The sequence below is a fragment of the Bradyrhizobium sp. JR4.1 genome (assembly GCF_040548605.1).
Lineage (GTDB): Bacteria > Pseudomonadota > Alphaproteobacteria > Rhizobiales > Xanthobacteraceae > Bradyrhizobium > Bradyrhizobium canariense.
In genome coordinates, this window is record NZ_JBEPRY010000014.1 from 115,062 (window position 1) to 141,319 (window position 26,258).

Annotated in this window: 28 protein-coding genes; 15 read left to right on the forward strand and 13 right to left on the reverse strand. The window is 64.3% G+C overall.

Annotated features, from left to right (window positions below; translation table 11 throughout):
* The first annotated feature begins 158 nt into the window (after positions 1-158).
* Positions 159-326 carry a hypothetical protein gene (locus ABIB90_RS25240; protein WP_354201563.1) on the forward strand — a complete coding sequence of 56 codons (168 nt, stop codon included), beginning with the start codon at positions 159-161 and terminating at the stop codon, positions 324-326.
* Here the strand turns inward: ABIB90_RS25240 and ABIB90_RS25245 are convergent.
* The 7 genes from ABIB90_RS25245 to ABIB90_RS25275 all read right to left on the reverse strand — a co-directional run bounded on the left by ABIB90_RS25245 (position 323) and on the right by ABIB90_RS25275 (position 5,625).
* Positions 323-811 carry a hypothetical protein gene (locus ABIB90_RS25245; protein ID WP_354161956.1) on the reverse strand — a complete coding sequence of 163 codons (489 nt, stop codon included), beginning with the start codon at positions 809-811 and terminating at the stop codon, positions 323-325. The genes ABIB90_RS25240 and ABIB90_RS25245 overlap by 4 nt on opposite strands.
* Positions 811-1,158 carry a DUF3147 family protein gene (locus tag ABIB90_RS25250; RefSeq protein WP_027568683.1) on the reverse strand — a complete coding sequence of 116 codons (348 nt, stop codon included), beginning with the start codon at positions 1,156-1,158 and terminating at the stop codon, positions 811-813. Before ABIB90_RS25250 ends, ABIB90_RS25245 begins: the two co-directional genes overlap by 1 nt.
* The gene (locus ABIB90_RS25255) at positions 1,155-1,739 is read right to left on the reverse strand and encodes a phosphatase PAP2 family protein (protein WP_354161953.1); all 585 of its coding nucleotides are present in this window, start codon (positions 1,737-1,739) and stop codon (positions 1,155-1,157) included. The genes ABIB90_RS25250 and ABIB90_RS25255 overlap by 4 nt, the downstream gene beginning before the upstream one ends.
* Before the next feature lie 109 nt (positions 1,740-1,848).
* Positions 1,849-2,739 (reverse strand): SDR family oxidoreductase, encoded by an 891-nt coding sequence (locus ABIB90_RS25260; RefSeq protein ID WP_354201592.1) that lies wholly within the window; start codon positions 2,737-2,739, stop codon positions 1,849-1,851.
* A 223-nt stretch (positions 2,740-2,962) separates the two neighbouring features.
* On the reverse strand, positions 2,963-3,514 hold the full coding sequence (locus tag ABIB90_RS25265) for a DUF4142 domain-containing protein (protein ID WP_354161950.1): 552 nt from the start codon (positions 3,512-3,514) through the stop codon (positions 2,963-2,965).
* Positions 3,515-3,601: 87 nt separating this feature from the next.
* Positions 3,602-3,829, reverse strand: coding sequence for a hypothetical protein (locus ABIB90_RS25270; RefSeq protein ID WP_018456212.1), 228 nt, complete (start codon positions 3,827-3,829; stop codon positions 3,602-3,604).
* Positions 3,830-3,837: 8 nt separating this feature from the next.
* The gene (locus tag ABIB90_RS25275) at positions 3,838-5,625 is read right to left on the reverse strand and encodes a thiamine pyrophosphate-requiring protein (protein ID WP_354201564.1); all 1,788 of its coding nucleotides are present in this window, start codon (positions 5,623-5,625) and stop codon (positions 3,838-3,840) included.
* A gap of 155 nt (positions 5,626-5,780) precedes the next feature.
* Between ABIB90_RS25275 and ABIB90_RS25280 the strand changes: the two genes are divergently transcribed.
* The 8 genes from ABIB90_RS25280 (at position 5,781) to ABIB90_RS25315 (ending at position 13,588) form a co-directional block, all read left to right on the forward strand.
* Entirely contained in the window at positions 5,781-6,155 is a 375-nt protein-coding gene (locus ABIB90_RS25280; protein WP_007594753.1) for a PRC-barrel domain-containing protein, read from the forward strand.
* Between the two features lie 24 nt (positions 6,156-6,179).
* Positions 6,180-6,338: a hypothetical protein gene (locus ABIB90_RS25285; protein WP_007594751.1), complete on the forward strand. Its 159-nt coding sequence runs from the start codon at positions 6,180-6,182 to the stop codon at positions 6,336-6,338.
* A gap of 198 nt (positions 6,339-6,536) precedes the next feature.
* Positions 6,537-7,691, forward strand: coding sequence for an HlyD family secretion protein (locus ABIB90_RS25290; protein ID WP_354201565.1), 1,155 nt, complete (start codon positions 6,537-6,539; stop codon positions 7,689-7,691).
* Positions 7,688-9,307, forward strand: coding sequence for a DHA2 family efflux MFS transporter permease subunit (locus tag ABIB90_RS25295; protein WP_354161942.1), 1,620 nt, complete (start codon positions 7,688-7,690; stop codon positions 9,305-9,307). Before ABIB90_RS25290 ends, ABIB90_RS25295 begins: the two co-directional genes overlap by 4 nt.
* Before the next feature lie 105 nt (positions 9,308-9,412).
* Positions 9,413-10,414: an NAD(P)H-dependent flavin oxidoreductase gene (locus tag ABIB90_RS25300; RefSeq protein ID WP_354201566.1), complete on the forward strand. Its 1,002-nt coding sequence runs from the start codon at positions 9,413-9,415 to the stop codon at positions 10,412-10,414.
* A 134-nt stretch (positions 10,415-10,548) separates the two neighbouring features.
* On the forward strand, positions 10,549-10,941 hold the full coding sequence (locus ABIB90_RS25305) for a hypothetical protein (RefSeq protein ID WP_371261317.1): 393 nt from the start codon (positions 10,549-10,551) through the stop codon (positions 10,939-10,941).
* A gap of 117 nt (positions 10,942-11,058) precedes the next feature.
* On the forward strand, positions 11,059-12,624 hold the full coding sequence (locus ABIB90_RS25310) for an alkaline phosphatase D family protein (protein ID WP_354201567.1): 1,566 nt from the start codon (positions 11,059-11,061) through the stop codon (positions 12,622-12,624).
* 145 nt (positions 12,625-12,769) lie between these two features.
* Entirely contained in the window at positions 12,770-13,588 is an 819-nt protein-coding gene (locus ABIB90_RS25315; RefSeq protein ID WP_354201568.1) for an aldo/keto reductase, read from the forward strand.
* Between the two features lie 171 nt (positions 13,589-13,759).
* On the opposite strand, the gene ABIB90_RS25320 is transcribed toward ABIB90_RS25315, so the two are convergent.
* On the reverse strand, positions 13,760-13,987 hold the full coding sequence (locus ABIB90_RS25320; RefSeq protein ID WP_007594737.1) for a hypothetical protein: 228 nt from the start codon (positions 13,985-13,987) through the stop codon (positions 13,760-13,762).
* A 96-nt stretch (positions 13,988-14,083) separates the two neighbouring features.
* Positions 14,084-14,536: a hypothetical protein gene (locus ABIB90_RS25325; RefSeq protein WP_354201569.1), complete on the reverse strand. Its 453-nt coding sequence runs from the start codon at positions 14,534-14,536 to the stop codon at positions 14,084-14,086.
* 158 nt (positions 14,537-14,694) lie between these two features.
* On the opposite strand from ABIB90_RS25325, the gene ABIB90_RS25330 reads away from it, so the two are divergent.
* Positions 14,695-14,967, forward strand: a complete 273-nt coding sequence (locus tag ABIB90_RS25330) for a helix-turn-helix domain-containing protein (RefSeq protein WP_219678604.1) — start codon at positions 14,695-14,697, stop codon at positions 14,965-14,967.
* Positions 14,968-14,971: 4 nt separating this feature from the next.
* Here the strand turns inward: ABIB90_RS25330 and ABIB90_RS25335 are convergent, their stop codons facing one another.
* Together ABIB90_RS25335 and ABIB90_RS25340 are read right to left on the reverse strand one after the other, a co-directional pair.
* On the reverse strand, positions 14,972-16,204 hold the full coding sequence (locus ABIB90_RS25335) for an aminotransferase-like domain-containing protein (protein WP_354161930.1): 1,233 nt from the start codon (positions 16,202-16,204) through the stop codon (positions 14,972-14,974).
* A 65-nt stretch (positions 16,205-16,269) separates the two neighbouring features.
* Positions 16,270-16,773 carry a DUF3124 domain-containing protein gene (locus ABIB90_RS25340; protein WP_502918243.1) on the reverse strand — a complete coding sequence of 168 codons (504 nt, stop codon included), beginning with the start codon at positions 16,771-16,773 and terminating at the stop codon, positions 16,270-16,272.
* A 91-nt stretch (positions 16,774-16,864) separates the two neighbouring features.
* Between ABIB90_RS25340 and ABIB90_RS25345 the strand changes: the two genes are divergently transcribed.
* The 4 genes from ABIB90_RS25345 to ABIB90_RS25360 all read left to right on the forward strand — a co-directional run bounded on the left by ABIB90_RS25345 (position 16,865) and on the right by ABIB90_RS25360 (position 22,319).
* A complete protein-coding gene (locus ABIB90_RS25345; protein WP_354161928.1) occupies positions 16,865-18,592 on the forward strand; it encodes a cation:proton antiporter domain-containing protein in 1,728 nt (575 codons plus the stop codon).
* Between the two features lie 173 nt (positions 18,593-18,765).
* Entirely contained in the window at positions 18,766-19,842 is a 1,077-nt protein-coding gene (gene ribB / locus ABIB90_RS25350) for a 3,4-dihydroxy-2-butanone-4-phosphate synthase (RefSeq protein ID WP_007594722.1), read from the forward strand.
* Positions 19,843-20,002: 160 nt separating this feature from the next.
* On the forward strand, positions 20,003-21,217 hold the full coding sequence (locus tag ABIB90_RS25355; protein ID WP_007594720.1) for an acyl-CoA dehydrogenase: 1,215 nt from the start codon (positions 20,003-20,005) through the stop codon (positions 21,215-21,217).
* Positions 21,218-21,398: 181 nt separating this feature from the next.
* Entirely contained in the window at positions 21,399-22,319 is a 921-nt protein-coding gene (locus ABIB90_RS25360) for an MBL fold metallo-hydrolase (protein WP_354161923.1), read from the forward strand.
* A gap of 51 nt (positions 22,320-22,370) precedes the next feature.
* On the opposite strand, the gene ABIB90_RS25365 is transcribed toward ABIB90_RS25360, so the two are convergent.
* Complete coding sequence (locus ABIB90_RS25365; protein ID WP_354127320.1) at positions 22,371-23,225, reverse strand: DUF1499 domain-containing protein; 855 nt, start codon at positions 23,223-23,225, stop codon at positions 22,371-22,373.
* Between the two features lie 231 nt (positions 23,226-23,456).
* Complete coding sequence (locus ABIB90_RS25370; protein ID WP_354161920.1) at positions 23,457-25,085, reverse strand: fatty-acid--CoA ligase; 1,629 nt, start codon at positions 25,083-25,085, stop codon at positions 23,457-23,459.
* A 65-nt stretch (positions 25,086-25,150) separates the two neighbouring features.
* On the opposite strand from ABIB90_RS25370, the gene ABIB90_RS25375 reads away from it, so the two are divergent.
* Positions 25,151-26,257, forward strand: a complete 1,107-nt coding sequence (locus ABIB90_RS25375) for an extensin family protein (protein ID WP_354161917.1) — start codon at positions 25,151-25,153, stop codon at positions 26,255-26,257.
* Position 26,258: the final 1 nt, after the last annotated feature.

Below are 26,258 nucleotides of genomic sequence, written 5' to 3' on the forward strand. Positions count from 1 at the left end.
AGCAAGTTGAGTAGTTTACTCAACGAACTCATTCCACCGCGGTTCCATAAGATGCGGCTATGGCGCCAAGTGAGTAAAATAATATAGCAAAATCAACAAGTTGAATGGTGCAAAGGTCGTTGGGCGGGTGTATGCTTCCGGCAAATGGGAGAGACCTCATGACGAGCGAAGTCACATTGCCCCGCAAACATGTCGACGAGAGCGCGGCACCCAAGCCGGTGCGCCCCAGCCACCAGAAGGTCATCGAGCAGGTCGAGCGCTGGGCCAACAGTCCGGGCCTTCAACCGCCGAGATTGCGGCCGTCAACGCATGCCAAAGCGGGCTAGCGCTTCGCAAGGGGAGAGCCCTTTGACGATAGCGAATGGGCTGATCGGTGCGATTTGCGGGAGACGATGCGAAGCTTGCGCCTGAGCCACCAGGCCAAGACCGAAACGATGGTCCAGACTGTCAACGCGGCAGCGAAAGCGCCCGGAACGCTCGCGGCCACGGTGAAATGAAAGACGGCAGCGAATGCCAGGAGACCGATGCTTCCCCAGGCGGCACCAGCCGCGTCGAGCGCGGCGGCCTCTTGCCCGCGGCGCGTGCCGCTGAGGCCGGCCTTCTCCTTGGTGCGGCGTTCATGGCTTTCGACCAGCGTGGCGCTCGCGCAAAAGATGGCGGGAAGCGCAAGGAAAAGTCCGCCGACGGACACACCGAAGCGCGCTCCCAGAACCCCCGTGAGCACGGTCGCCAGGCCACCGAGCAGGAAACGAATGCCGTATTCGTACCAGCGTGTCTGCTTGAGCGCGGAGAGCGACAGCTTGACCGGCATCAGGCCGCACCTCCGAACCCGGCGAGCAGGCCGAAGGCGACTGCAAGCCACACGATAACAGCAAGGACTGTCGCGGGCAGCGCGGACACACGGTATCTGATCAGCAGATGGCAGACGACGACGCTGTAGCAGCCGAGCGCGACCGCGCCATAGATCATCGTCCAGCTTTCGGCCGCAGCATATTGCGGGCCGTGCTGGACGACGGCGATGCCGAGCGTCGCCAGTGCGACCGACGGTGCCGCGCCGAGCAACCCCGCAAAGCTTTTGGGTTTGAGCATATCGCCCAAGATCGCAAAAGCGGAGACGATGATGCCACCGGCGATGAAGCGCACGATATATTCGGTCACGGCTTTTCCCGCCGATTGACTTGCTTGCGGAACGATTGCGTCAGTGTCCATGGCCGCAAGAGTCTCTCTACGGCCGCGCCAAGCGCAAAGCCTGCGACCACGTCGCTTGCCCAGTGCGCGAGCACCGCGATCCGTGTCAGTGACAGCGCGATCGCAACCGTGCGCAGCAATCGGCGCGGCGTCTTCGGTAGCAAGCCCGCCGCCGAGGCAAGAGCGCCCATATGGACCGCGTGACCGGACGGGAAGGCGTCGCGCGCTCGTCCTGAGACGGGTACTCCATGCCCGTGCCCGCGTATGGTCAGCCGGTCTGGCCTGGTCTGATCGAACACGGATTTCAGGACATGCGGCAGGGCGGCCGTCGCGAGCGACACGGCCAGGACGTGGTTTGCCACGGGCCGCTGTTGCGGCTGCCGAATATGAGTATAGAGCCACCCTATTGCGGCCAGCGCGAGCAGCACGTGCTCGTCAGCGGCCCAGGTCAATGTCTGCGCCGTGTGCTCGACGCCTGAATTGGTGTGATCAGCGATCGTATCCGCGATCGCGGTGTCGATCCGGCTGGGTTTGACCTCTACCAATGCCATCGGTCTGCAAGCGTGATGTCCTTTGTGACAGTTTTGTAAAGCCCGAAGACAAAGAAGGTTCCTGGGCCCTACCTTGCGGCATCAGCCTGGGGCCGGACCAAAGCGCCGTTTACGGCTGTCCCGATCCACCAGCGGACCCATACACCTGGCCGGTCGCATAGCTCGCGTCGGCTGCGGCAAGCTGCACGTAAATGGAGGCCAGTTCGGCGGGCTGGCCGGGACGGCCGAGCGGCGTCATGCCGCCGAATTTTTCGAGCTTCTCCATCGTGGCGCCGCCGGAGACCTGGAGTGGCGTCCAGATCGGTCCCGGGGCGACGCCATTGACGCGAATGCCCTTCGGACCCAACTGCTTTGCCAGCGACTTGACGTAGTTCATCGTCGCCGCCTTGGTCTGCGCGTAGTCATAGAGATCGGGCGAGGGATCGTAAGCCTGCTCCGATGCCGTGCCAATGATGCACGAGCCGGGCTTCAAATGCGGCAGCGCCGCCTTGATGATCCAGAACGGCGCGTAGATGTTGGTCTTCATGGTCGCGTCGAAGTCTTCCGAGGAGACGTCGAGAATGGACGCACGTGTCTGCTGCCGCGCCGCGTTGCAGACGACGATGTCGAGTCCGCCGAGACCTTGGACGGCCTGCTCGACCAGCTTCTTGCAGAAAGCCTCAGCCTTGAGGTCGCCGGGAATCGCGAGCCCGATACGCCCTTCCTTCTTGATCAGCGCGATGACGTCCTGCGCATCCGGCTCTTCGGCCGGTAGATAGTTGATGGCGACGTCGGCGCCTTCGCGTGCGTAGGCTATCGCAGCGGCGCGGCCCATACCGGAATCGCCGCCGGTGATCAGCGCTTTGCGGCCGGCGAGCCGGCCGGAGCCCTTGTAGCTGGTCTCGCCGTGATCCGGGGGCGGCTCCATCTTGCCGGCGAGGCCAGGCCAGGGCTGCGATTGCTTCTTGAACGGCGGCTTTGGAAAGCGGGTGACGGGATCGACCAGGTTCTGCTCGGCCATTTTCTGCTCGGCCATGGACGTGTCTCCTTTCGCTGTGGAAGAGGCCAGCGAAGCGGCAGCAAGCGTTGCGCTCGCCGCTTGGACGACGTGCCGGCGGGATACTGAAGCCTTGTCGTGATGTGTCATGACGATCTCCGCGATCTCGCGATCTCAATGCGCGGAGAGAGGCATCGTTGCAAAACGAGAGGACGCCGACCCGCAAGCCGGCGTCCTCGGAAGATGTTTACTTGGTCTGGCCGACGCTTGGCGCCTTGCCGAGCTCCTTGGCCATGTCGAGATGGTGCTTGAGCGCCGGCAGCGTCTTGCCGGCCCAATCCTTCAGGTCGGAATTGTCGCCGCCCTTGGCGTAACGCTCGAACAGCGAGACCGCGTCCTCGTGGGCGCTGACCTGGTACGAATTGTAATCCGAGCTGAAGTCCCTGCCATTCGCGCTCTTGAGCTTGTCGAGCTTGCTCTGATGCGAGCTGTCGAGCGCTGTCGGAAGGGTCGCCTGCACCTTGCCGCCGGTGACGAGGCCCTTCAGTTCGCTGCTGGTCTTGGTGTGGTCGGTCACCATCTGTTGCGCAAATGTCTTTTCCTGCGCGTTGCCTTTCTGCTCGGCAAGTTTGCTCGATTCGATCTCGAACATGTCGCTGATGGCGACTTCCTTGACGAAGTCGGTGGTGGCGGGCGCGACGCCGAGCGCCGAGTTGACGCCGGTTTTCTCGCCGAGCGACTGGGCGAGCGCGGGGCCTGCGAGCAGCACGCAAGCAGCTGCGATAATCATTCGTTTCATGGTCCGATCCCTCCGAATGGGCGCGCAGCCTCTCGCCGCGCGGCGTTGCGCCCACCAACACGCTGCAGCGGCCGGAGTTCCTAACGGCTAATCCGTCGGTCTCCGCCCGCTCCGTGGGTTGATGGGATCCGTCGGCTTGCGCCGAAGCCGTTCGGGCAGGAACGGCTCGCTCGGCGTGGCAGTGGCCTCGGCACGCACGTCTGCATGTCGTTGTGCCCGTTCATGCGGCGTCCGGTTGTCGTTGATCTGCCGCTTCACGTCGAGGCCATCGACGGGATCGTTGACGCCGTGCTGGATATCGCGGAAATCGCTCATGCTTCACCTCATTCACTTCCAGGCAGGATCTTTTCCAACACCTGCCGCGCCGCGCCCTTGATCACTCCGCTCTCGTTGGGATCGCCCTTCATCAGCGCAAGAGAGAAGTTCTTGGCCTGCTGCAAGGTGATGTGCGGCGGCAGCGGCGGCACTTCGGGATCGGTCTTCACCTCCAGCACCACCGGCATCTGGCTCGCGAGCGCCTGGTCCCAAACCGAGCCCAGTAGCTGCGGGCTGTCGACGTAGATGCCGGAGAGGCCGATCAGCTCGGCAAAGCGCGAATAGGACACGTTCGGGATGCGCTGCGATGCCTCGAATTTCGGATCGCCGTTGATGACGCGCTGCTCCCAGGTCACCTGGTTGAGGTCTTCGTTGTTGAAGACGCAGACGATGAAGCGCGGATCCTTCCACTCGCGCCAATACTTCGCGGCGGTGATCAGTTCGGCCATGTTGTTCATTTGCATCGCGCCGTCGCCGACAAGGGCAATCACCGGGCGGTCGGAATGCGCGTATTTCGCGGCGAGCGCATAGGGCACCGCGGCACCCATCGAGGCGAGGCCGCCTGAGAGCGAGGCCGTCATGCCGCGGCGCATCTTCAGGTCGCGCGCGAACCAGTTGGCGCAGGAGCCGGAATCGCTGGTGACGATGGCGCGGTCGGGCAGGCGCGGAGACAGCTCCCAGGCGACGAGTTGCGGATTGACCGGTGCCGCGGGCTGATGTGCCCGATCATCGAGCGTCTTCCACCATTTCGCGACGTCGTCTTCGATGCCCTGGCGCCAGGCGCCATCGCTCTTGGGTTTCAGTCGCGGCAGCAGGGCGCGCAGCGTCTCGGCGGCATCGCCCACCAGGCCAACCTCCATGGGAAAACGGATCGCCATCATGCTGGCGTCGATGTCGATCTGCACGCCGCGCGCCGCGCCTTCCTTCGGCAGGAACTCGGAATACGGAAACCCCGAGCCGACCATCAGCAGCGTGTCGCATTCCATCATCATGTTGTAGCTGGGTTCGGTGCCGAGCAGGCCGATCGAGCCGGTGACCCAGGGGAGATCGTCGGGGAGCGCCGCCTTGCCGAGCAGCGCTTTGGCGCAGCCGGCGGACAAGCGGTCGGCGACGGCGATCACCTCCTCGGTGGCGTTGAGTGCGCCGGCACCGATGAGCATCGCGACCTTCTTGCCGGCGTTGAGCACCTCGGCGGCGCGGTCGAGGTCAGCGTCACGAGGCTTGATGCCTGGCGCGCTGTAGCCGACGCCAGAGTGCAGGGTGCCGTGAGCGCGCGGCGGATCCTCGTACGGCTCCTCCTGGATATCGTTGGGCAGGATGATCACCGTGGGCGTCCGCCGGGCCAGCGCGGTGCGGATCGACCGGTCGATCAGATGCCGGATTTGCGCCGGCGAGGAGGCCTGCATGACGTAGGCGCCAGCCACATCCTTGAACATCGAGACCAGATCAAGTTCCTGCTGATAGTGTCCGCCCAGTGCATTGCGTGCCTGCTGACCGACGATCGCGAGCACGGGCTGGTGATCCAGCAGGGCATCGTAGAGCCCGGTGATCAGATGCGAGGCGCCGGGGCCCGAAGTGGCGATACACACCCCCAGTTGGCCAGAGAACTTCGCATAGGCGCTCGCCATGAAAGCGGCCATCTCCTCATGCCGCGCCTGGACAAAGCCGATCTTGCCCTCAGCGCGCTGAAGCGCACCGAACACGCCGTTGATGCCGTCGCCGGGATAGCCAAAGAGGTGGCGCACGCCCCATTGATGCAGACGTTGAACGATGAAGTCGGAGACGGTCTGTGACATCGAGGGCGCCCTTCGTTTTCCGGTATTTGGATTCCGGGATTTGAAGCTGAGAGAACCGCCCGTTTCCGGCGATGTTCCTCAAGTCTGACGGAATATGCCGGAACGATCGCGCACCTCTTTGGGTTGTCTCCACACTGGCTGAGTGGAGAATTGAGATGTTGAATCAGGGTGAACTGGACCAAAACGAGATGGGTCGGTTGATCGGCAGCGACAAGGTCGAGGGAACATCGGTCTACGGCGCCGATCGCAACAAAATCGGCTCGATCGAACGCGTGATGATCGACAAGATCAGCGGCAAGGTGTCCTACGCCGTGCTCGGCTTCGGCGGATTTCTGGGCCTCGGCAACGACCATTATCCGCTGCCCTGGCAGTCGCTGAAATACGACACGGAGCTCGGCGGTTACGTCACGGGCATCACCACCAAGGAACTGGAAGGCGCGCCGAAATATGGCGAGCGGAGTGATTGGAACTGGGGGGATGACGCCGCGGTTCGCGGCATCAACTCCTATTATGGCGTCCCCTTCGCGTAAGCGTTTCCACCGAAAGGAAGCTCGATGAGCAAGGAACGGCCTAACGACGATCCCCGGCAGCAGAGCGACTGGGGTTCGCACAAGCAGACGGACAAGCCCTGGAAGGGCACTCCGGAAAAGGAGCAGGGATCGGACGAGGTGAAGCCCGATCTCGAGAAATGGCACGCGACGAAGACGCACTGAGACACGGTGCCGTTCCCATGAGTCATCGAGGCGAGCGCGGCATCCAGTGTGCCGCGCTCGCTTTTGGGCAGGGCGTTCACGAACGCGATGGTGCTCGCAACAAGGGGAACCATGATCAGGAGTTGCAGTTGGGCTCGCGTCGCGTGAGCCGGCTTTGGCGGCTCTGCCGCCAGTTTAATCCCGAGAAAGGTGTTTACCGTGGATGCTCAGACACGGGAGCGTGGACCGTCCGCGGAGCAGCCGCAGAGGGCGAAGGAAGCTCCGAAGACATCTCCTGATCAGGCCCACGACGCCAAGGATTCGAAGCCGGCGAAGGCGCCGTCGCTGCAAGACCGGCTTCGCGAGCATTGGCTGGTGGCAAGCGTTGGCGCCATCGTCTTGCTCGCAGCTCTGATCGGCGGATTGCTCTATTGGCTCCAGATAAGCCACTATGAATCCACCGACGATGCCTTCGTCGCCGCGCGCAGCTTTTCCGTGGCCTCCAAGGTCGGCGGCTACGTGACCGACATCCCGGTGACGGACAACCAGCATGTCAACGCCGGGGACCTTCTCGCCAAGATCGACGAGCGCGACTATCGGATCGCCATCGATCAGGCTAATGCGCAAGTCGCGGTCGCCAAGGCGAACATCGCCAATGTCCAGGCGCAGATCGTTTCGCAGCAGGAGCAGATCAAGCAGGCGGAGGCGCAGCTCGAACAGGCCCAGGCCCAGCTTCAGTTCTCGCAGGAAGAATTCGCGCGCGCCCAGGATCTGGTCGAGAAGGGCGCCGGCACCGTGCAGCGCCAGCAGCAGACCCGCTCCGATCTTCAGGCGCAGCAGGCCAACACCGAGCGCGCGAAGACCGCGGTGACGGCCGCGCAAGTCGGCATCAAGACGCTGCAAGCGCAGCTTGAGGGCGCCCGGGCGCAGCTCGAGCAGTCGCAGGCGCAGGTCGATCAGGCCAAGCTGAACCTGCAATATACCAGCGTCGGTGCGGCGCAGTCCGGCCGCGTCGTCAAGCTCAGCGGCGCCAAGGGCACTTTCGTCACAGCGGGACAGAGCCTGATGATGTTCGTGCCTGACGAGGTCTGGATCGTCGCCAACTACAAGGAGACGCAGCTCAACGACATGCGGCCGGGCCAGCCGGTCGAGATCCGCATCGACGCCTATCCCGGGCGCAAGCTGACCGGCCATGTCGAGTCGGTGCAGCCGGGCTCCGGCACTGCGTTCAGCCTGTTGCCCGCGGAGAACGCCACCGGAAATTACGTCAAGGTGGTGCAGCGCGTGCCTGTGAAGATCGTGGTCGACAGCTGGCCGGCCGATTTGCCCGTCGGTCCCGGCATGTCGGTCGTGCCCTGGACCAGGGTGCGATGACCGACACGGCGCAAGGCGGCGCGTCCGCGGGCGGCTGGTCGCCGGAGCGCTCGGCGGCCGGCGGTCATAATCCTTATCTCATTGCGTTCGTCGTCTCGATCGCGACCTTCATGGAGGTGCTCGACACCACCATTGCCAATGTCGCCTTGCGCCACATCGCCGGTGGGCTTGCCGTCGGCATCGACGAGAGCACCTACGTCATCACCAGCTATCTCGTCGCCAACGCCATCGTGCTGTCGATCTCGGGCTGGCTGTCGACCGTGATCGGCCGCAAGCGCTTCTACATGATCTGCGTTGCGGTTTTCACAATCTCCTCGCTCTTGTGCGGCTTTGCCTGGAATTTGCAGGCGCTGGTGCTGTTTCGAATCCTTCAGGGCCTTGGCGGCGGCGGCATGGCGACCAGCGAGCAGGCGATCCTCGCCGACTCCTTCCCGCCGCACAAGCGCGGCCAGGCTTTCGCAATCTATGGCGTCGCCGTCGTGGTCGCGCCCGTGGTCGGTCCGACGCTCGGCGGCTGGATCACCGACACCTACACCTGGCACTGGGTGTTCCTGATCAACGTCCCCATGGGATTGCTGTCGCTGTTCCTGGTCGGCACGCTAGTCAAGGAGCCCTCGGGGGCGGAGGAGGAGAGGGAGAAGCTGCTGAGCAAGGGCCTGCGCGTCGACTATGTCGGCTTCGTGCTGGTCGCGATCGGGCTCGGCTCGCTCGAATACGTGCTCGACGAAGGCCAGCGCAACGACTGGTTCGGCTCGAACATGATCGTGTTCTTCGCGGTGCTTTCGGCCATGTCACTGCTTGCGCTGATCCCGTGGGAGCTGACGCGTGAGGATCCCATCGTCGATCTCCGCCTGCTCGGCCGCCGCCAGTTCGCCGCCTGCTTCCTGGTCATGCTTGCGACCGGCGCGGTGCTGATCTCGACGACGCAGCTTTTGCCGCAACTGCTCCAGAGCGATTTGAACTACACCGCCATGCTGGCGGGTCTTGCGTTGTCACCGGGCGGAATCGCGACCCTGGTGCTGATGCCGGTGGTGGGCCGTCTCGTCAGCAGCGTGCAGCCGAAATACCTCATCATGCTCGGCGCCACCATCGTCGCGTTCTCGATGTGGCATCTCACGGGCCTCACCGGCGACATCACCTACGGCTACGCCGCGATGTCGCGCATCTTCCTGGCGCTCGGTCTGCCTTTCCTGTTCCTGCCGGTCACGACCGCGTCCTATGACGGCGTGCCGCCGGACAAGACCAACCAGGCCTCGGCGCTGATCAACGTCGCCCGCAATATCGGCGGCTCCATGGGCGTTGCGCTGGCGCAGACAATCCTGGCGCAGCGCCAGCAATTCCATCAGAGCCGTCTGATCGAGCACGCCGCGCCGTCGGACCTCGGCTACCAGCAAGCTATCGAGACGATGACCCGCTTCTTCCAGGCTCAGGGCTCGAATGCGAGCGATGCGGCTGCGCAGGCGGTCGCCTGGGTCGGCCGCACCTTGCAGCAGCAGGTCGATTTGCTCGCTTATATCGACGTGTTCTGGACGCTCGCGGTCATCGCGGTGCTGATGATCCCGACCGCCGCGGTGCTGCGCCCGATCAAGCTGGGCGCCCCCGCGCGGGGGCATTGAGGCAACAGCCGCTCGGCTCGAAATGGAGAGAGAAAGGGTGACCGCGGCGCAAATGTCCGGCTAGACTGGTCCGAACGTCAAGCAAATGCCCGGGAGGTAATTTAAGTGAAGACCGCGATCACCGAACTGTTCGGCATCGAGCACCCCATCATCCAGGGCGGCATGCATTTCGTCGGCTTTGCCGAGCTGGCGGCTGCCGTCTCCAATGCCGGCGGGCTCGGCATCATCACCGGTCTCACGCAGAAGACGCCGGAGCTGCTTGCAAAGGAGATCGCACGCTGCCGCGATATGACCGACAAGCCGTTCGGCGTGAACCTCACTTTCCTGCCGACCTTCGCCGCGCCGCCTTATCCGGAATACATCGCGGCCATCGTCGAAGGCGGCATCAAGTCCGTGGAGACCGCCGGCCGCAGCCCGGAAGCCTACATGCCCGCGCTGAAGGCCGCCGGGATCAAGGTCATCCACAAATGCACGTCGGTGCGCCACTCGCTGAAGGCCGAGCGCATCGGATGCGACGCCGTCAGCGTCGACGGCTTTGAGTGCGGCGGCCATCCCGGCGAGGACGACATTCCCAACATGATCCTGTTGCCGCGCGCGGCGGAGGAATTGAAGATTCCGTTCGTCGCGTCCGGCGGCATGGCCGACGGCCGCAGCCTCGTCGCGGCGCTGTCGCTGGGGGCGGCCGGCATGAACATGGGCACGCGCTTCATCGCCACCAAGGAAGCGCCGGTGCATCAGAACGTCAAGAACGCGCTGGTCGCCGCGACCGAACTCGACACCCGCCTGATCATGCGGAGCCTGCGCAACACCGAGCGCGTGCTGAAGAACGCCAATGTCGACCGCCTGCTCGAGATCGAACGCGAGAAGGGCGACAAGCTGAAGATCGACGACATCCACGACCAGGTCGCGGGCGTTTATCCCAGGATCATGCTGGACGGGCAGATGGACGCGGGCGCGTGGAGCTGCGGCATGGTCGCAGGCCTCATCCACGACATCCCCACCTGCAAGGAACTCGTCGACAGGATCATGGCTGAAGCGGAAACCATCATCCGTACCCGTCTAATGGTGTTTCTTGAAGAGACGGGTGCACCGCGAAAGGTCGCCTGACACCGCCAAACTTCTTAACCACGGCGGCAGTTGACCGCTGGAATTGCGCGCGACGCCTCCTAAATAGAGGTAAATTACCTCTTAACAATCGATTTCAGGAGGCGTCCGTGATTATGAAGAGCGCTCCTTTTGCAATGGCCGTTGTCCTCGTGCTCGCATGGGCCGGCGTCGCGCGCGCTGACGACTACAAGCCCGACGAATATCTCGGCCTCGATCTTTCGAAGGCGGTGTTGTCGCCGAAGCGGCTGGGGCCCGAAACCCAGTTCGCGCCGGTCGCGCTGGAGGCGCGCGGCGGCAACGAGGCGCAGGCGCGCGCCGAGCCGGTCGACGTGCCGAAGAAGGTCGCTGCCGAACGCGTGCGCGTGTCGGAGCCGAAGGTCGCGCACGCCAAGCCCGCGCACCCGCGCGGCGCGGCGCGCACCAAGCTCGCGCATCGTCACGGCAATCCGCTCGACGCGCAGGCGATGGACACCCGCATCCAGACCTGGCCGTGCCGCAGCGGCGGCATCTGCAACTGGAAGCATTAGGTCAGTTCCGAGCGTCATCCGCACGTCGTAAAACCGTAGGCCCGCGGTCAAGAAACCGTAAGCCGGGGGTCAAACGACGCAGGCACCTTCCGTCGCTAGTCGACGAAGGTTTCCTGAATGGTAGCGCTCCGCGCCTCGCGCGCCTGGACCCGGCGGCAATTCCTGGTCCGTTCCACCTCGAGCCTCACCGTTGCCGCGCTCGCAACGCCACATCTCAGCCGCGCCGCGGATCGTCCGCAGCTCGCAGGCGGCATCCAGTCCGGCGACGTCTCGGATGGCTCGGCGGTGATCTGGGCGCGCGCCGACCGGCCGGCGCGGATGCGGGTGGACTATTCGACCGTGGAGAGCTTCAAGACGATCATTGCGTCGGCTTCGCGCGATGCGTCGCCCGATGCCGACTTCACCTCGAAAGTGCTGCTGAACGATCTGCCGCCCGGGCAGGACATCTTCTATCGTGTGCGCTTCGACGACATCGCGACCGGCATCGCCGGCGAAAGCCGCGTCGGCCACTTCCGCACTGCGCCGGCTGCCGGCCGGTCGATCTCGTTCCTGTGGTCCGGCGACACCGCGGGGCAGGGCTGGGGCATCGACACATCGCGCGGCGGCTATCGCAGCTATCGCACCATGCTCGACAATCGCCCGGACTTCTTCATCCACTCCGGCGATCACATCTACGCCGACTGCACGATCCCCTCCGAGCAGAAGCTGCCGAACGGCGAGATATGGCGCAACGTCGTGACCGAGGAGAAATCCGAGGTCGCGCACACGCTGGCGCAGTTCCGCGGCAATTACAAATACAACCATCTCGACGAGCACTTCCGCGCCTTCCATGCCGAAGTGCCGATGTTTGCACAATGGGATGACCACGAGGTCACCAACGATTGGTCGCCGACCGGTAGCTATGACGCCGCCGGCCATGAGGATGACGGCACCCCGCGCCTGGTCGCGCGCGCCCGCCGCGCATTCTTCGACTTCATGCCGATCCGCGACATCGGCGCGCGAAAGGGGCGGGTCTATCGCAAGATCGCCTATGGTCCGCTGCTCGACGTCTTCATGATCGACATGCGCAGTTATCGCGACGAGAGCTGGAACAAGGGTGATGATCACCGCGGCTGGATCCTGGGCGCCGAACAGCTCGCCTGGCTGAAGCGTGAGCTCGCGGCCTCGCGCGCGACCTGGAAGGTGATCGCGGCCGACCTGCCGATCGGGCTCGTCAGTCTCGATGCGGTCGCGCTGGGGAATGGGACGCCCGACCGGCGCGAGCATGAGATCGCCGATCTTCTTGCGTCCATCAAGCGCGCCGGAATTCGCAACATCGTCTGGCTCACCGCCGACATGCATTACACCGCCGCGCATTACTACGATCCGAACAGGGCGCAATTCCAGGAGTTCGAACCGTTCTGGGAGTTCGTCTCGGGACCCTTGCATGCCGGCACCTGGGGCCCGGGCGAGCTCGACGACACCTTTGGTCCGGTCGCGATGTACCAGAACGGGTGCAGTGAGGCGCAGGGCGAAAACCTCGCGCCCTGTTTCGGACTGCAGTTCTTCGGCAAGGTCGACATCGATGGCCGAACCGGCGCGATGACCGTGAGGCTGAAGGACGTCGACAATCGGGATCTCTGGTCGGTCAATATCGAGCCGCAGCCGCAGACGCGTCCAGCCGTGGTGGCGCAGCATTCCTAGGTCGCTAACCCGATCTTGATTGGCCGCCGTGCGCCTGCCGCGCTATGATGTCCGTTCCCGCCACCTCTTTTCCGTCCCCGAAGAGTCTGCTCACGCAGCATCGCTGCTGGCCTCCGGCGGGCTGAACGATGTCAGGAGCCTTTTCATGGATAATCTCAAGACCCAGGGCATCAGCATGCCCAAGCTCGGCCTCGGGACTTTCCGCATGCAGGGCGATGCCTGCCGTGCGGCGGTCGAGAGCGCGCTGTCGATCGGCTATCGCCATATCGATACCGCCGAGATGTACGGCAACGAAGAATCGATCGGCGCGGCGCTCGCCGCGGCCCGGCTGCCGCGGGGCGAGCTGCACGTCACGACAAAAGTCTGGCACGAGAACCTCAGCCCCGACGCCATCCGCCGCGCCTTCGACACCAGCCTGAACAAGCTGCGGCTCGACCATGTCGATCTCTATCTCGTGCACTGGCCGTCCAAGGCGGCGAACTGGGGCGCGGTGTTCGAGACCTTGATGACGCTGAAGCAGGAGGGGCGGACGCGGGCGATCGGCGTCGCCAACTTCACGACGGCGCTGCTCAAGATCGCGGTCGAGGACATCAAGGCACCGATCGCCTGCAATCAGATCGAATATCACGCCATGCTCGATCAATCGAAGGTGCTGGCCTATCTCAACGCCAAGTCGATCCCGCTGGTCGCCTATTGCCCGCTGGCGCAGGGACGCGTCGCGTCAGATGAGTTGCTGGCCGAGATCGGCGCCAGGCACAATGCAACCGCTGCGCAGGTCGCGCTGAAATGGCTGCTCGACCAGGACGGTGTCGCCGCGATACCGAAGGCGTCGCGGCGAGAGAGCCAGCAGGCCAATCTCGACGCGCTGAAGATCACGCTCGACGATGCCGACCGCAACAAGATCGCCGCGCTGCCGAAGGACAGACGCTGCGTCAATCCCGGTTTCGCACCGGCGTGGGACTGAGAGTCGTCGCTGAGCGCACCGTCTCTCTCCGCGTGCACATTTGTCAGTTTGAATTCGCCGGGGAATACCCCTCATCCGGCGCTTCGCGCCACCTTCTCCCACAAGGGGAGAAGGAAGAAAGAACGCAAAGAAATGGCCCCGTGAGGGGCCATTTCCATATTGCGTTGCGCATTAGTCCCAATGGTGACGGTGGCCACGCTTGATCACGACGACGCGGTCGCGATTGTGCCAGCCGCGATGCCAACCGTGATCGCGATGCATGCCGTATTCGGCGCGGGCGCCATACATGCCGTGATGATGACCTCCGCGCTTGATCACCACCGTCTCCGCGCTGGCGAGCGTCGGCAATGCAACAGCGAGCGCGCCGACAGCGGCAAGCACATAACCAAACTTCTTCATGATGTCCTCCTCCAATGGAATGCAAATCTAAACGGCGCATTCGCGGGAACGTTCCGGAGGAATCGCAGGAGAATTCTGAACGCCTGTTCAGGCGGGTTAATCGCAGCGCTGTTGTGGAGGTGTCGGCGCGCCGGTCGCGACGTATTTGCCGTCCCTGATCGTGTACTCGCCGCGCTCGCTGCGATTGTAGATCGCGCGCAAGCTGCCTTGCTTCGAAAGGAGCAGGCCGAACTCGCGCGTCTGCTGCAGCAAGGGGAAGTACACCATCACATCGAGCAGGCCGTCGGCGTTGACCATCGCCGATACCACTTCGTTTTCGTCTTTGGCCTCGCCGAAATTGCGCCGGTACATCACCCTTCCGTCCTTCCGGATCTCGTAAACCAAGAGCGCGCCCTTGTCGCGGTCGGGCCGGGCCGCGCAGTCGACCGCCCATGAGCCGAGCAGGCCCCATTGCTCGACGGTCGTCGCAAGCGATTCGGCACCGGCCGCGGGCGTGAACGCAACCCACAGCACTGCTGCCGCAATCCAGCGGCTCAAGCAACTCGTCATGTCCTGATAAGCCCCACCTCCGAATAATTCCGAAGTGTAGCATCCCGCGCGCGATCGTCCACGCTGACCGCCATTCGCGCGCGAATTTGATCCGCGTCAATGAGGCCGGCCGCTTCCGGAGTAGGATGGCGTTCCCGAAGGCGAAATTGGATAGACCGATGCTGAATCAAGTCAGGGATTTCGCAGGCGAGGTGCTGCCGGGGAGCTGTGCCGTGCCGCCTTATTCCGAGACCGCGTTTCTGGCCGAGCTGGGCGACCGCTTGAAGTCCTCACGCATGCGCTGCGTCCTGTCGCGCCGGGAGCTGGCCCGCCGCTCCGGGATTTCCGAGCGCTACATCGCCCAGATCGAGGCCGGCAAGGGCAACGTCTCGATCGTGCTGCTGCTGCGGCTGGCCTCCGCGATCCACGGCAGCCAGCCCCAGATCGTCTGAAGGCTCAGGCCCGCTTCTCCACATTGGCGCTGCGGGCCGGCACGCCGAACTCCTTGCGGCAGATCTCGGCCAGCACGGCGACGCCCTCGCGGATCTGCTGATGCGAGGGGCTCGCAAAGCACAGCCGCAGTCGCGATCTGGAGTGGTTTTTGTCAGTCGACCATTCCGGCCCCGGATTGATCGATACGCCGGCGGCAAGCGCGGCCTGATACAGCTTCAGCGTATCGACCTGATCGGGCAGCTTCACCCAAAGGAAGATGCCGCCCTTCGGCTCCTCGAATTCGGCGGCCGTCCCGAACTGCTCGTTGACGGCCTCCATCAGCGTGTCGAGCTTGGTGCGCAGTGCCTTCGTCAGCGCCGGCACGTGGGTCGAGAAATGCGGCTTGCAATAGGCGGCGAGCACCATCTGCTCCAGTGCGCCGGAGCCGGCATCCGTCTTCAGCGCCAGCATCCGCGACATCACATCCCAGGGCGCGACGATGAAGCCGACGCGCAGCGCGGGCGCGATCGACTTCGAGAACGAGCCGATATGGATCACGCCGCCGTTCGGGCTCATCGCATGGATCGCCGGCGGCCGCTGTCCTGACCAGACCAGATCGGCATAGCAATCGTCTTCGAAGATGGGCACGCCGTAGTCTGCCGACAGCCGCAACAGCTCCGTGCGGCGGCCCTCCGGCATGATGCTGCCGGTCGGGTTCTGCACGGTCGGAATGGTGTAGATGTACTTCGGCCGGATGCCGCGGCCCTTGAGGTCGGCAAGCATCGTGGCCAGCACGTCCATGCGCATGCCGTCCTTGTCGAGGGGGATGCCAACCACATTGACCCCGAGCCGCGCCAAACGGGTCAGCGAGCCCTGATAGCTATCCTGCTCGAAGATCACGGTATCGCCGCGCGTCAGCAGCGTGGTGTTGACGAGGTCGAGCGCCTGCAGCGAGCCGGAGACGATCAGGAGATCGTCGACCGTGCAGTTGATGCCGGCATCGCGCTTGAGTTTCGTCACCAGGAATTCGCGCAAGGGCAGATAGCCCTGGGGACCATGTGCCAGCCCGTAAGTGGCGAGCGAGCGGCCTTCGCGTTGCAGAGCCATGTTGGCCGCCTCGATCAGATGATCGAGCGGCAGCTGCTCGGCGTCGTTGTTGCCGCCGACAAAACTGTATTTGGCGAGACCCGTCCAGCGCGCAGAGGGGGCCGGCAGCCCTGCGGGAAACAGGGGCGCAAAATCGAAGCTGGACGTCATGGGAGCGTTCCTCATTCTATTCTTGTCAGGCTGCCGGCTTTGCGCAGGTCAGTCGTGCTTCTTACTTATTTCTTGCCGACCGTCCGGGTCGGACGGCCCTGGCTGATGAAAGCGTAATGCGCATTGGCGACGCCGCCAACCATCAAGGCCTCGACGGCAGGCTCGGCGATCTCGCTTGTTGCGGCCCAATCGACGAGGAAATTGGCTCCCGTCCCGCCGCGTACGTCGTCGGTCGGAATGAAGATCGAGACGGTGGCGAGGGGCTTCAACGCGACGGGTGCCTTCAGATAGCTCTCGACCTGCTTGCCTGAGGTATCGAAATAGCCGATGCGTTTGACCACCAGTGCTTGCGTCTCGGAGGCGTTGTGCACGCTCAGGGTCACCGAGAAGTCGACGCGCAGCTTGCCCTGGCTCATCGCGACGCTGGAATAGGCGGGCACGTAGAACCCGCCGGAGACGGCGAGTTCTTCCTTCGGCAGCGCGGTGAGGGAATCGGCAAAGCTTTGTTCGATATTGACCTTGGATTGAGCGTCTGCGGGGATGGAGGAGGCGAGGGGGCATAGCAGCATTGCAATGGCGAGCCCCATCCGGATGTGACGAATTGCTCGCTTGCCGCGCCGCACTCGATCACTAGGGTGCGGCAAAACGGACCAATCTGGCATGCACGAGCTCATTCGCGACATCACTCTCTGTATCCTGTTTGCCTGGATGCTGGGCCTGCTTGCCCACTTCTCCAGGCAGCCGCTGATCCTGGCCTATCTTATCGCCGGCTTCTGCATTGGTCCATTTGGCGCCGGCTGGGTCAAGTCGCAGGAATCGATCAGCGTCATCTCCGAGCTCGGCCTGATCTTCATGCTGTTCATGATCGGCCTGGAGATCGACCTGAAGAAGATCGTGCGGGCCGGAAAGGTCATCCTGTTCGCGGCGGGCGGCCAGCTCCTCGGCGGCTGTCTGCTCGGGGTGCTGTTCTTCGTCGGCATCGGCCTATCGCTCGGTGGGGGCCAGTTCGACGCGGTTTATCTCTGTGTCGCCTGCGCGCTGTCGAGCACCGTCATCATCGTCAAAGTGCTCTACGAGAAGCGCGAGCTCGACACGCTGCCGGGCCGCATCACCCTCGGCGTGCTGGTGCTCCAGGACATCTTCGCCATCCTGTTTCTGGCGGTGCAGCCGAGCCTTGCCAATCTGGAAATCAGCGTCATCCTGCTCTCGATCGGCCGGGTCGCGGTGCTGGTCGCCGCGGCACTGCTGGTGAGCCGCTACGTGCTGCCGCGTCTGTTTCACCAGATCGCCCGCCGCCCCGAGCTGATCCTGCTCGGCGCGCTCGCCTGGTGCTTCCTGGTCGCCGAGACAGCCGAGCGGCTGTCGCTGTCCCGCGAGATGGGCGCCCTGATCGCCGGCGTCTCGCTCTCGACCTTTCCCTACGCGCTCGACGTCACGGCTAAGGTCACGACGCTACGCGATTTCTTCATCACGCTGTTCTTCGTCGCGCTCGGCATGACCATTCCCGTGCCCGGGTTCTCCGTGATCGGGCTTGCCCTGATGATCGCGGCGTTCACGGTGGTGAGCCGCCTCGTCACCACTTTCGCCCCGCTCTATCTGATGAAGCAGGGCCTGCGCGCTAGCCTGTTGCCGGCCCTGAATCTCGCGCAGATCTCCGAGTTCTCGCTGGTGGTGATCCAGACCGGCGTCGCCGACCACCACATCGCGGCCGAGACGGCGAATGCGGTCTCCTTCGCCTTCGTGGTGCTGGCGGTGCTCTCGACCTTCGTGATGACCCGCAGCGACGCGATCACCCGCTGGGCGATCGGCCCCCTCAAGCGGATCGGCCTGCGCGATCTCGATCACGGCAATGGCCAAGGCGAGGAAGGGCACGAAGGCCATGGCGAGGCCCGCCGCATCGTCATCCTCGGCTTTTTCCGTGCGGCGAGCGCGCTGCTGGCCGAGATCGAACGGCAGGCCCCGGTGCTGCTCGAGCAGATCACCGTGATCGACTTCAACCCCAATGTGTACCAGACGCTGCTTTCGCGCGGCCTGCACGTGATCTATGGCGATATCAGCAGCGCCGACACGCTGCTCCATGCCGGCGTCGGCAAGTCCGAGATGATCATCCTCAGCGTACCGGATGCGCTTCTGAAGGGTGCCAGCAACGAGAAGCTGGTCCGCCACGTTCGCACCCTCAACCCGACCGCCATGATCGTTGCCACGGCCGATCTGTTGTCGGATGTAGGCGAACTCTACGCGGCCGGCGCCAGCTATGTCACCGTGACCCGGCTCAGCGACGCTCATGAGTTGTTCACGGTGATCGAGGCCGCCCAAGCCGGCCTGTTGGCCGACAAGCGTGCCGAGCTCGATCAGCGGCTCGGCGAGCGGCGCGAAGTGCTGCCCTGACCGCGCCCGGCTGGCTTCTCACCGGGCTTTTCCGCGCCCATATCCCTGGTATGCCCGTGCAAGCCGCCCGCCGGGCAGGGCTGCGGTCCGGCATATGTGGTTGCGCCGGGGACACTAGCGCCCCGGGCCAAGTCCGGCTAAGCCTCCGGGCCATAACCGATAGAGATTGGGAAATGCCGGATAACGTCCAGGAAGTCTTGCAGGCCTTTGCCCGGGGTGAGCTCGTGGTCGTCACCGACGACGATGACCGCGAGGGTGAGGGCGATCTGATCGTCGCCGCCTCGTTCTGCACCGCCGAGAAGATGGCGTTCATCATCCGCCACACGTCCGGCATCGTTTGCGCGCCGATCACCACCGAAGATGCGCGCCGCCTGCGGCTCGATCCGATGGTGGCCCACAACGATTCCGCGCACACCACCGCATTCACGGTTTCGATCGACTACAAGCCCGACGGCGGCACCGGCATCTCGGCCGAGGAGCGCGCCTCGTGCTGCCGCGCGCTGTCCAATCCCAACGCCGGCGCCAACGATTTCGCCCGTCCCGGCCATATCTTCCCGCTGATCGCCAAGGATGGCGGCGTGCTGCTGCGCTCCGGCCATACCGAGGCCGCGGTCGATCTGTGCAAGCTCTCCGGCCTGCCGCCGGTCGGCGTCATCAGCGAGTTGATGAACGACGACGGCAGCGTGATGAAGGGCGAGCAGGTCGCCCGCTTCGCCGCCCAGCACAAGCTCAAGCACGTCACCATCGCCGACATGATCGCCTACCGCCAGGTTCGCGAGAAGCTGATCGAGCGGGTCTCGACCTTCGTCACCGAGAGCCCGATCGGGCCGCTGCAGGGCTATGCCTACCGCTCGCCGTTCGATTCCATCGCCCACGTCGCCTTCGTCTACAACGGCGTCGGCGACGGCAAGAACGTCCTGACACGCTTCCACAAGCCGAACATCGTCAAGGACATCTTCACCGGCCACAAGCGCATGGCGGCGGTGCTCGAGCACTTCAAGAAATCCGGCCGTGGCGTTCTGGTCTATCTGCGCGACGGTGCGGCCGGTGTCCCCGTGGCGCCGCTGCCCGATGAGAGCGCGACCGAGGCCGACCGCAACCGCCAGTGGCGTGAAGTCGGCGTCGGTGCGCAGATCCTGCGCGATCTCGGCGTCACCTCGATCCGGCATCTCACCTCCTCGGTGCACGACTACAAGGGCCTTTCGGGCTTCGGCATCGAGATCGTCGCCAACGAGCAGCTCGAAAGCTAGCGCTGTCATCTCGGGGTGCGCGAAGCGCATCCCCCGAGGTGAGCCTCGCTCGTCCCCGGGATTCACGCAGACCCGATCATCTGCAACGCAATTGCACTTGTTGCCGCGGCGCTTTACGTTGTCGGGCAAATTTTGACGGAACCAGACGAAAGGACGTTTCATGACCGCGCGCCCTCAGGCCAAGGACAAGCCGGCTTCGGCTTCTTTCCAATGGGACGATCCGTTCCTGCTCGACGAGCAGCTCACCGAAGACGAGCGCATGGTGCGCGACACCGCGCGCGCCTACGCCCAGGACAAGCTGCTGCCGCGCGTTGCCAAGGCCTATCTCGAAGAGAAGACAGATCGCGAGATCTTCAACGAGATGGGCGAGCTCGGCCTGATCGGCATCACGTTGCCGGAGGAATATGGCTGCGCCAATGCAGGCTATGTCGCCTATGGTCTGGTCGCGCGCGAGATCGAGCGGGTCGATTCCGGCTACCGCTCGATGAACTCGGTACAGTCCTCGCTGGTGATGTATCCGATCTACGCCTATGGCGACGAGAACCAGCGCAAGAAGTACCTGCCGAAGCTCGCCAGCGGCGAGTGGGTCGGCTGCTTCGGGCTGACCGAGCCTGACGCCGGCTCCGATCCGGCCGGCATGAAAACCCGCGCCGAGAAAGTTTCGGACGGCTATCGCCTGACCGGCAGCAAGATGTGGATCTCGAACGCGCCGATCGCCGACGTGTTCGTGGTCTGGGCCAAGTCGGCCGCGCACGACAACCAGATCCGCGGCTTCGTGCTGGAGAAGGGCATGAAGGGCCTGTCGGCACCGAAGATCGGCGGCAAGCTGTCGCTTCGCGCCTCCATCACCGGCGAAGTCGTGATGGACGGCGTCGTGGTTCCGGAAGACGCGCTGCTGCCCAACGTCTCCGGCCTGAAGGGCCCGTTCGGCTGCCTCAACCGCGCCCGCTACGGCATTTCCTGGGGCGTGCTCGGCGCGGCCGAGGACTGCATGCACCGCGCCCGGCAGTACACGCTCGACCGCAAGCAGTTCGGCAAGCCGCTCGCTGCGACCCAGCTCGTGCAGAAGAAGCTCGCGGACATGCAGACCGAGATCGCGCTGGGCCTCCAGGGCTCGCTTCGCGTCGGCCGCCTGATGGACGAGGGCAAGTTCGCGCCCGAGATGATCTCGATCATGAAGCGCAACAATTGCGGCAAGGCCCTCGACATCGCCCGCGTCGCGCGCGACATGCACGGCGGTAACGGTATCTCGATCGAGTATCACGTGATGCGCCACGTCCATAACCTCGAGACCGTCAACACCTACGAGGGCACCCACGACGTCCACGCCCTGATCCTGGGCCGCGCGATCACGGGTATTCAGGCGTTTTTCTGATTGCCATGTATTCCATGGCAGTTGCCTTGCTCCGCTGTCATCGTCCGCCTTGTGCGCATTGCGCACTGGGGCGGACGATCCAGTATCCCAGAGGCCTCGCCTTCGTCTCGACCGCCGCGGCGTACTGGATACCCCGCTTTCGCGGGGTATGACGGCAGAGAGTTTGGCTACAGGAAGTCCCATGTCCGACAACGACGACGTCCCGTTCAACCGCGACTTTCCGCTGAAGCCCGGCATCGTCGAGGAAGTCCGTCCTGGCGTGCGGCGGGTGCTCTGTAACAATCCGAGCCCGTTCACTTTCACCGGCACGGTCAGCTACATCGTGGGCCGGGGCAACGTTGCGATCATCGATCCCGGTCCGGACGACGAGGCGCATGCGGCGGCGCTGCTCGATGCCGTCAGCGGCGAGACGGTGAGCCATATCTTCGTGACCCACACCCACCGCGACCATTCGCCGAACACCGCGCGGATCAAGCGGGCGACCGGCGCGCCAGTTTACGCCGAAGGCCCCCACCGCGCCTCGCGCCCGCGTTTCGAGAGCGAGAAGCACAACCCGGAATCCGGCGCCGACCGCGACTTCGCGCCGGATATCAGGATCGCCCATGGCGACGTGGTCGAAGGAGACGGCTGGCGGCTTGAGGCCGTGGCGACGCCCGGCCATACCGCCAATCACCTCGCGTTCGCCTGGCCCGAGCGGAAGTTCAACTTCGTCGGCGATCACGTGATGGGATGGTCGACCTCGATCGTGGCGCCGCCCGACGGCTCGATGATCGACTACATGGAATCGCTGGATCGCCTCGCCGTGCGCGAGGAGGATGTGTATTTCTCCGGTCACGGCCCCGAAATTCCCGACGGTCCGCGCTTCGTGCGTTTCCTGATCCGTCACCGCAAGGCGCGCGAGGCCTCTATCCTGCACCGCCTGGCCAAGGGCGAGACCGACATCCCGACCATGGTCCGGGCGATCTATATCGGCATCGATCCGAGGCTCACCACCGCGGCGGGCTACTCCGTGCTGGCGCATCTGGAAGACCTGGTCGCCCGCGGCGTGGTGGCGACGGACGGCGATCCCGTGATTGGCGGGACCTATCGGATGGCGAACTAGTCCCTCGTCATTCCGGGGCGCGCGTTAGCGCGAACCCGGAATGACAGAATCCTACTTCTTCACCGTCTTGGCCGGCGCCTTCGGCGGCGCCACCGGCGTCTTCTTCACCGGCTTGAGTGCGTCGGCATCGGCGGCGGTGTTGAGATCGTCGATGAATTTCTTCACGCGCGCGGCGTTGCTGCCGAGGTCGCTCTCGAAATAGCGCGAGGCGGAGCGGATATCGACGCGGGAATCCTCGCCGTCGGGCACGACGCGGATCGCGATGTCCTCGCGGAACCCCATGATCGGCGAGCGCGCCACCGCCTCGATGCGGCCGATGCGGCGCGGCGGCTGCGGCGCGCGCTCGTCGATCACCAGCCATTTGCGCTTGTTGACGAGCTGAAGCGCGATCGCATAGGCGCGGTCGACTGAAATCTCGAGTTCGATCGGCTCGATATCGGGATAGAACTGACGCTGCTGCTCGGCCGAATAGAGGCCGGCATACACCGCGGGGTTGGCACCATCGCCGGTGCGCAGGCGGGCCAGTGCGTCGAAGCGCGGCGGGTCGATCGGGTCAGTCGTGATGTCGTGGATCGCCGGCAGCTTGCGGTATTGCAGGCCGAGATAAGCGGGGTAGGCGAGGATCGCACCGTCGATCAGGAACGCAAGCAGGATGCGCGCCATGCCGCGCGAGCCGTTCTGCCAGATCGCGGCGAAGCCGGCGAGCCCGAACAGGATCGAGAGCGCCGCAATCCCGAGCCCGCCGAAGAAGGTCGCGAGTGCAGGCTTCATCTCCAGGAAGCCGAACCGGACGATGATGATCGAGACCACCACCGCCACCACCGCGAACACGGCCAGATTGCGCGCCCAGCTCGCGAGGCTGGACACGGGCTCCGACTGATAGGGAGCGGAAAACCTGCGGGCCATCGGGTGAGCTCTGCCGGGGTCTTGAGGGCGATGCCGGCCGATCGGGCACGACGATGGGCCGTTGAGACCACGGCCCCGAGGCAAATTCAAGGGAGACCGGACTGTTACCGCCCGTCATTCCGGGGCGATGCGGAGCATCGAACCCGGAATCTCGAGATTCCACGGTGCGCAATTGCGCACCTGAGGTCTGGTCCTTCGGACCATCCCGGAATGACGTCGCTTGCTTTACCGTTACGCCGCCGCGTTCGGGAAGCGGTATTCCTTAAACTGGTCGCGCAGCGCGGTCTTCAGGATCTTGCCCGTCGCCGTATGCGGGATGCCTTCGACGAAGGCAACGTCGTCGGGCATCCACCATTTGGCGATCTTGCCGTCCATGAACTTCAGGATGTCCTCGCGGCTGGCCTGCTGGCCCTGCTTCAGCTGCACGATCAGCAGCGGACGCTCGTCCCATTTGGGGTGGAACACGCCGATCACGGCGGCTTCCGCCACGGCCGGATGGCCGACTGCGAGGTTTTCCAGGTCGATCGAGGAAATCCACTCGCCGCCGGACTTGATCACGTCCTTGGAGCGGTCGGTGATCCGCATGTAGCCGGCCTCGTCGATGGTCGCGACGTCGCCGGTGTCGAAAAAGCCGTCCTCGTCCAGAATGTTGGCGTCGACCCGGTAATAGGCCTTGGCGACGGCCGGGCCGGCGACCTTGAGGCGGCCGAAGGTCGTGCCGTCCCACGGCAGTTCCTTGCCGGCATCGTCGGTGATCTTCATCTCGACGGCGAACGGCGCGTAGCCCTGCATCTGCAGCACGTCGAGCCGTGCCTCGCCCGTCGCATTCTGGAACGGCGGCTTCAGCGCCGCGACGCTGCCGATCGGGCTCATCTCGGTCATGCCCCAAGCGTGGCGGACGTTCGAGCCCATGTCGAGGAAGGCCTTGATCATCGAGCGCGGCATCGCCGAGCCGCCGCAGATCACCATCTTCAGATCCGGCAGTTTGAGATTGTTGGCGGTCATGTGCTGGAGCAGCATCAGCCACACCGTGGGCACGCCGGCGGTATGCGTCACCCTCTCGGTCGAGAGCAGCTCATAGACCGAGGCGCCGTCGAGCTTGGCGCCGGGCATGACGAGCTTGGTGCCCTGCGAGGGCGCGGAGAAGGCGATGCCCCAGCTGTTGGCGTGGAAGAGCGGCACCACGGGAAGCATGGTTTCGGAGGCGCTGGTGCCGAGCGCATCGACATTGTTGGCCATCAGCGCGTGCAGCACGTTGGAGCGATGCGAATACAGCACGCCTTTGGGGTCGCCGGTGGTGCCCGATGTGTAGCACATCGCGGCCGCCGTGTTCTCGTCAAAGTCCTTCCATTTAAACTTGCCGTCGGCCTCCGCAATCCAGTCCTCGTAGGCGACCACGTTCTTCAGCGTCGTCTGCGGCATGTGCGCCTTGTCGGTCAGTACGACGTAGCGTTCCACGCTTGTCAGCTTGTCGGCGATCTTCTCCAGGACCGGAATGAACGTGATGTCGGTCATCACGATGCGGTCCTGCGCATGGTTGATGATCCAGGCGATCTGTTCGGGGAAAAGGCGGGGATTGACGGTATGGCAGATAGCGCCGATCCCCATGATGCCGTACCAGACCTCAAGATGGCGCCAGGTGTTCCAGGCGATCGTTGCGACACGGTCGCCGAGCTTGATGCCGTCGCGTTCCAGCATCTGCGAGACCTTGAGCGCCCGCTTGTGGATATCGGCATAGGTGGTGCGATGGATCGGTCCCTCGACCGAGCGCGTCACGACCTCCTGCTTGCCATGAATCTTGGCGGCGTGTTCGATGATCCGGTGGCAGAGCAGGGGCCAGTCTTGCATCAAACCAAGCATTCCGTCGTTCCTCCGAGAAGCCGCTGGGCGGATTGTCGCTCTCAGCGTTGGGCCAAAGAATTGTCATGAGTCTTAGCCTGCCCGCCATTCGCCGCAAATGGTCTTGTCGCGGCTATATGTCCGTCGGCGCGGCCATGGTTACCGTGGCGCTCGGGCTCGCGGATCGGGCAGAGGCGCGCAAATATGGGTCCCCGCTGGACATCTTTGGTATTGCTGCACCACGGCCGCGCGCGACGGTTCGTTCTGCCAATATCTCTGGCAAGATCCCGCTCCCAAGGCCTCGCCCCGAGGAGGCCCCCAAGGCGTCGGACGAGGCGTCGGACGAGGCTCCTCCGGAGACCGGCGGCAAGCCTTCCGTGGACAAACCTGGCACCACCAAGCCCGCCGAGGCGGCGCCGCCGCCCGAGAAGCAGGCCTCGGCGTGCCGCCTCGGGCTGACCGAGGAGATCGCGATCGCGCCCTCGATCCCGGATATCCGCGGCCCCGGCGCCTGCGGTGGTGAGGATCTGGTGCGGCTCGAAGCCATCGTGCTGCCGGACCAGCGCAAGGTGGCGGTCAAGCCCGCGGCGATCCTCCGCTGCACCATGGCGTCCGCAATCGCCGATTGGGTGCGCAAGGACGTGGTGCCGCTGGCCGCGAGCCTCGGCTCGACCATCAGCGATCTCGACAATTTCGACAGCTTCGAGTGCCGCGGCCGCAACCGCGTTGTCGGCGCCATGCTGTCCGAGCACGGCAAGGCCAACGCGATCGATGTCCGCGCCATCAAGCTCGCTAACGGGCAGTCGATCGGCCTGACCGACCGCACCATGTCGCGCGAGGTGCGCGAGCGCGTGCTGCATTCGGTCTGCTCGCGCTTTTCGACCGTGCTCGGCCCCGGCTCGGATTGGTACCATGAGGACCATATCCATCTCGACCTCGCGCAGCGGCGCAACGACTACCGGATCTGCCAGTGGAACGTCTGGGATCCCCTGCCGCAGGTTGCGCCGCTGCTGCCGCCGGAACGGCCCGAGGAGGCCCCGCCGCGTGAGGTCGCGGCCAAACCTGAAGAAAAGCCCGAGACGAAGCAAGGAGTTGACGACGAGGCGGAGAAATCTCCTACGCCTGCGGACAAGTCGGCGGCCGAGGGCCACAAAGCCCAGCCGCACAAGCCGGCAACAAAAAAGCGCCGGTGAA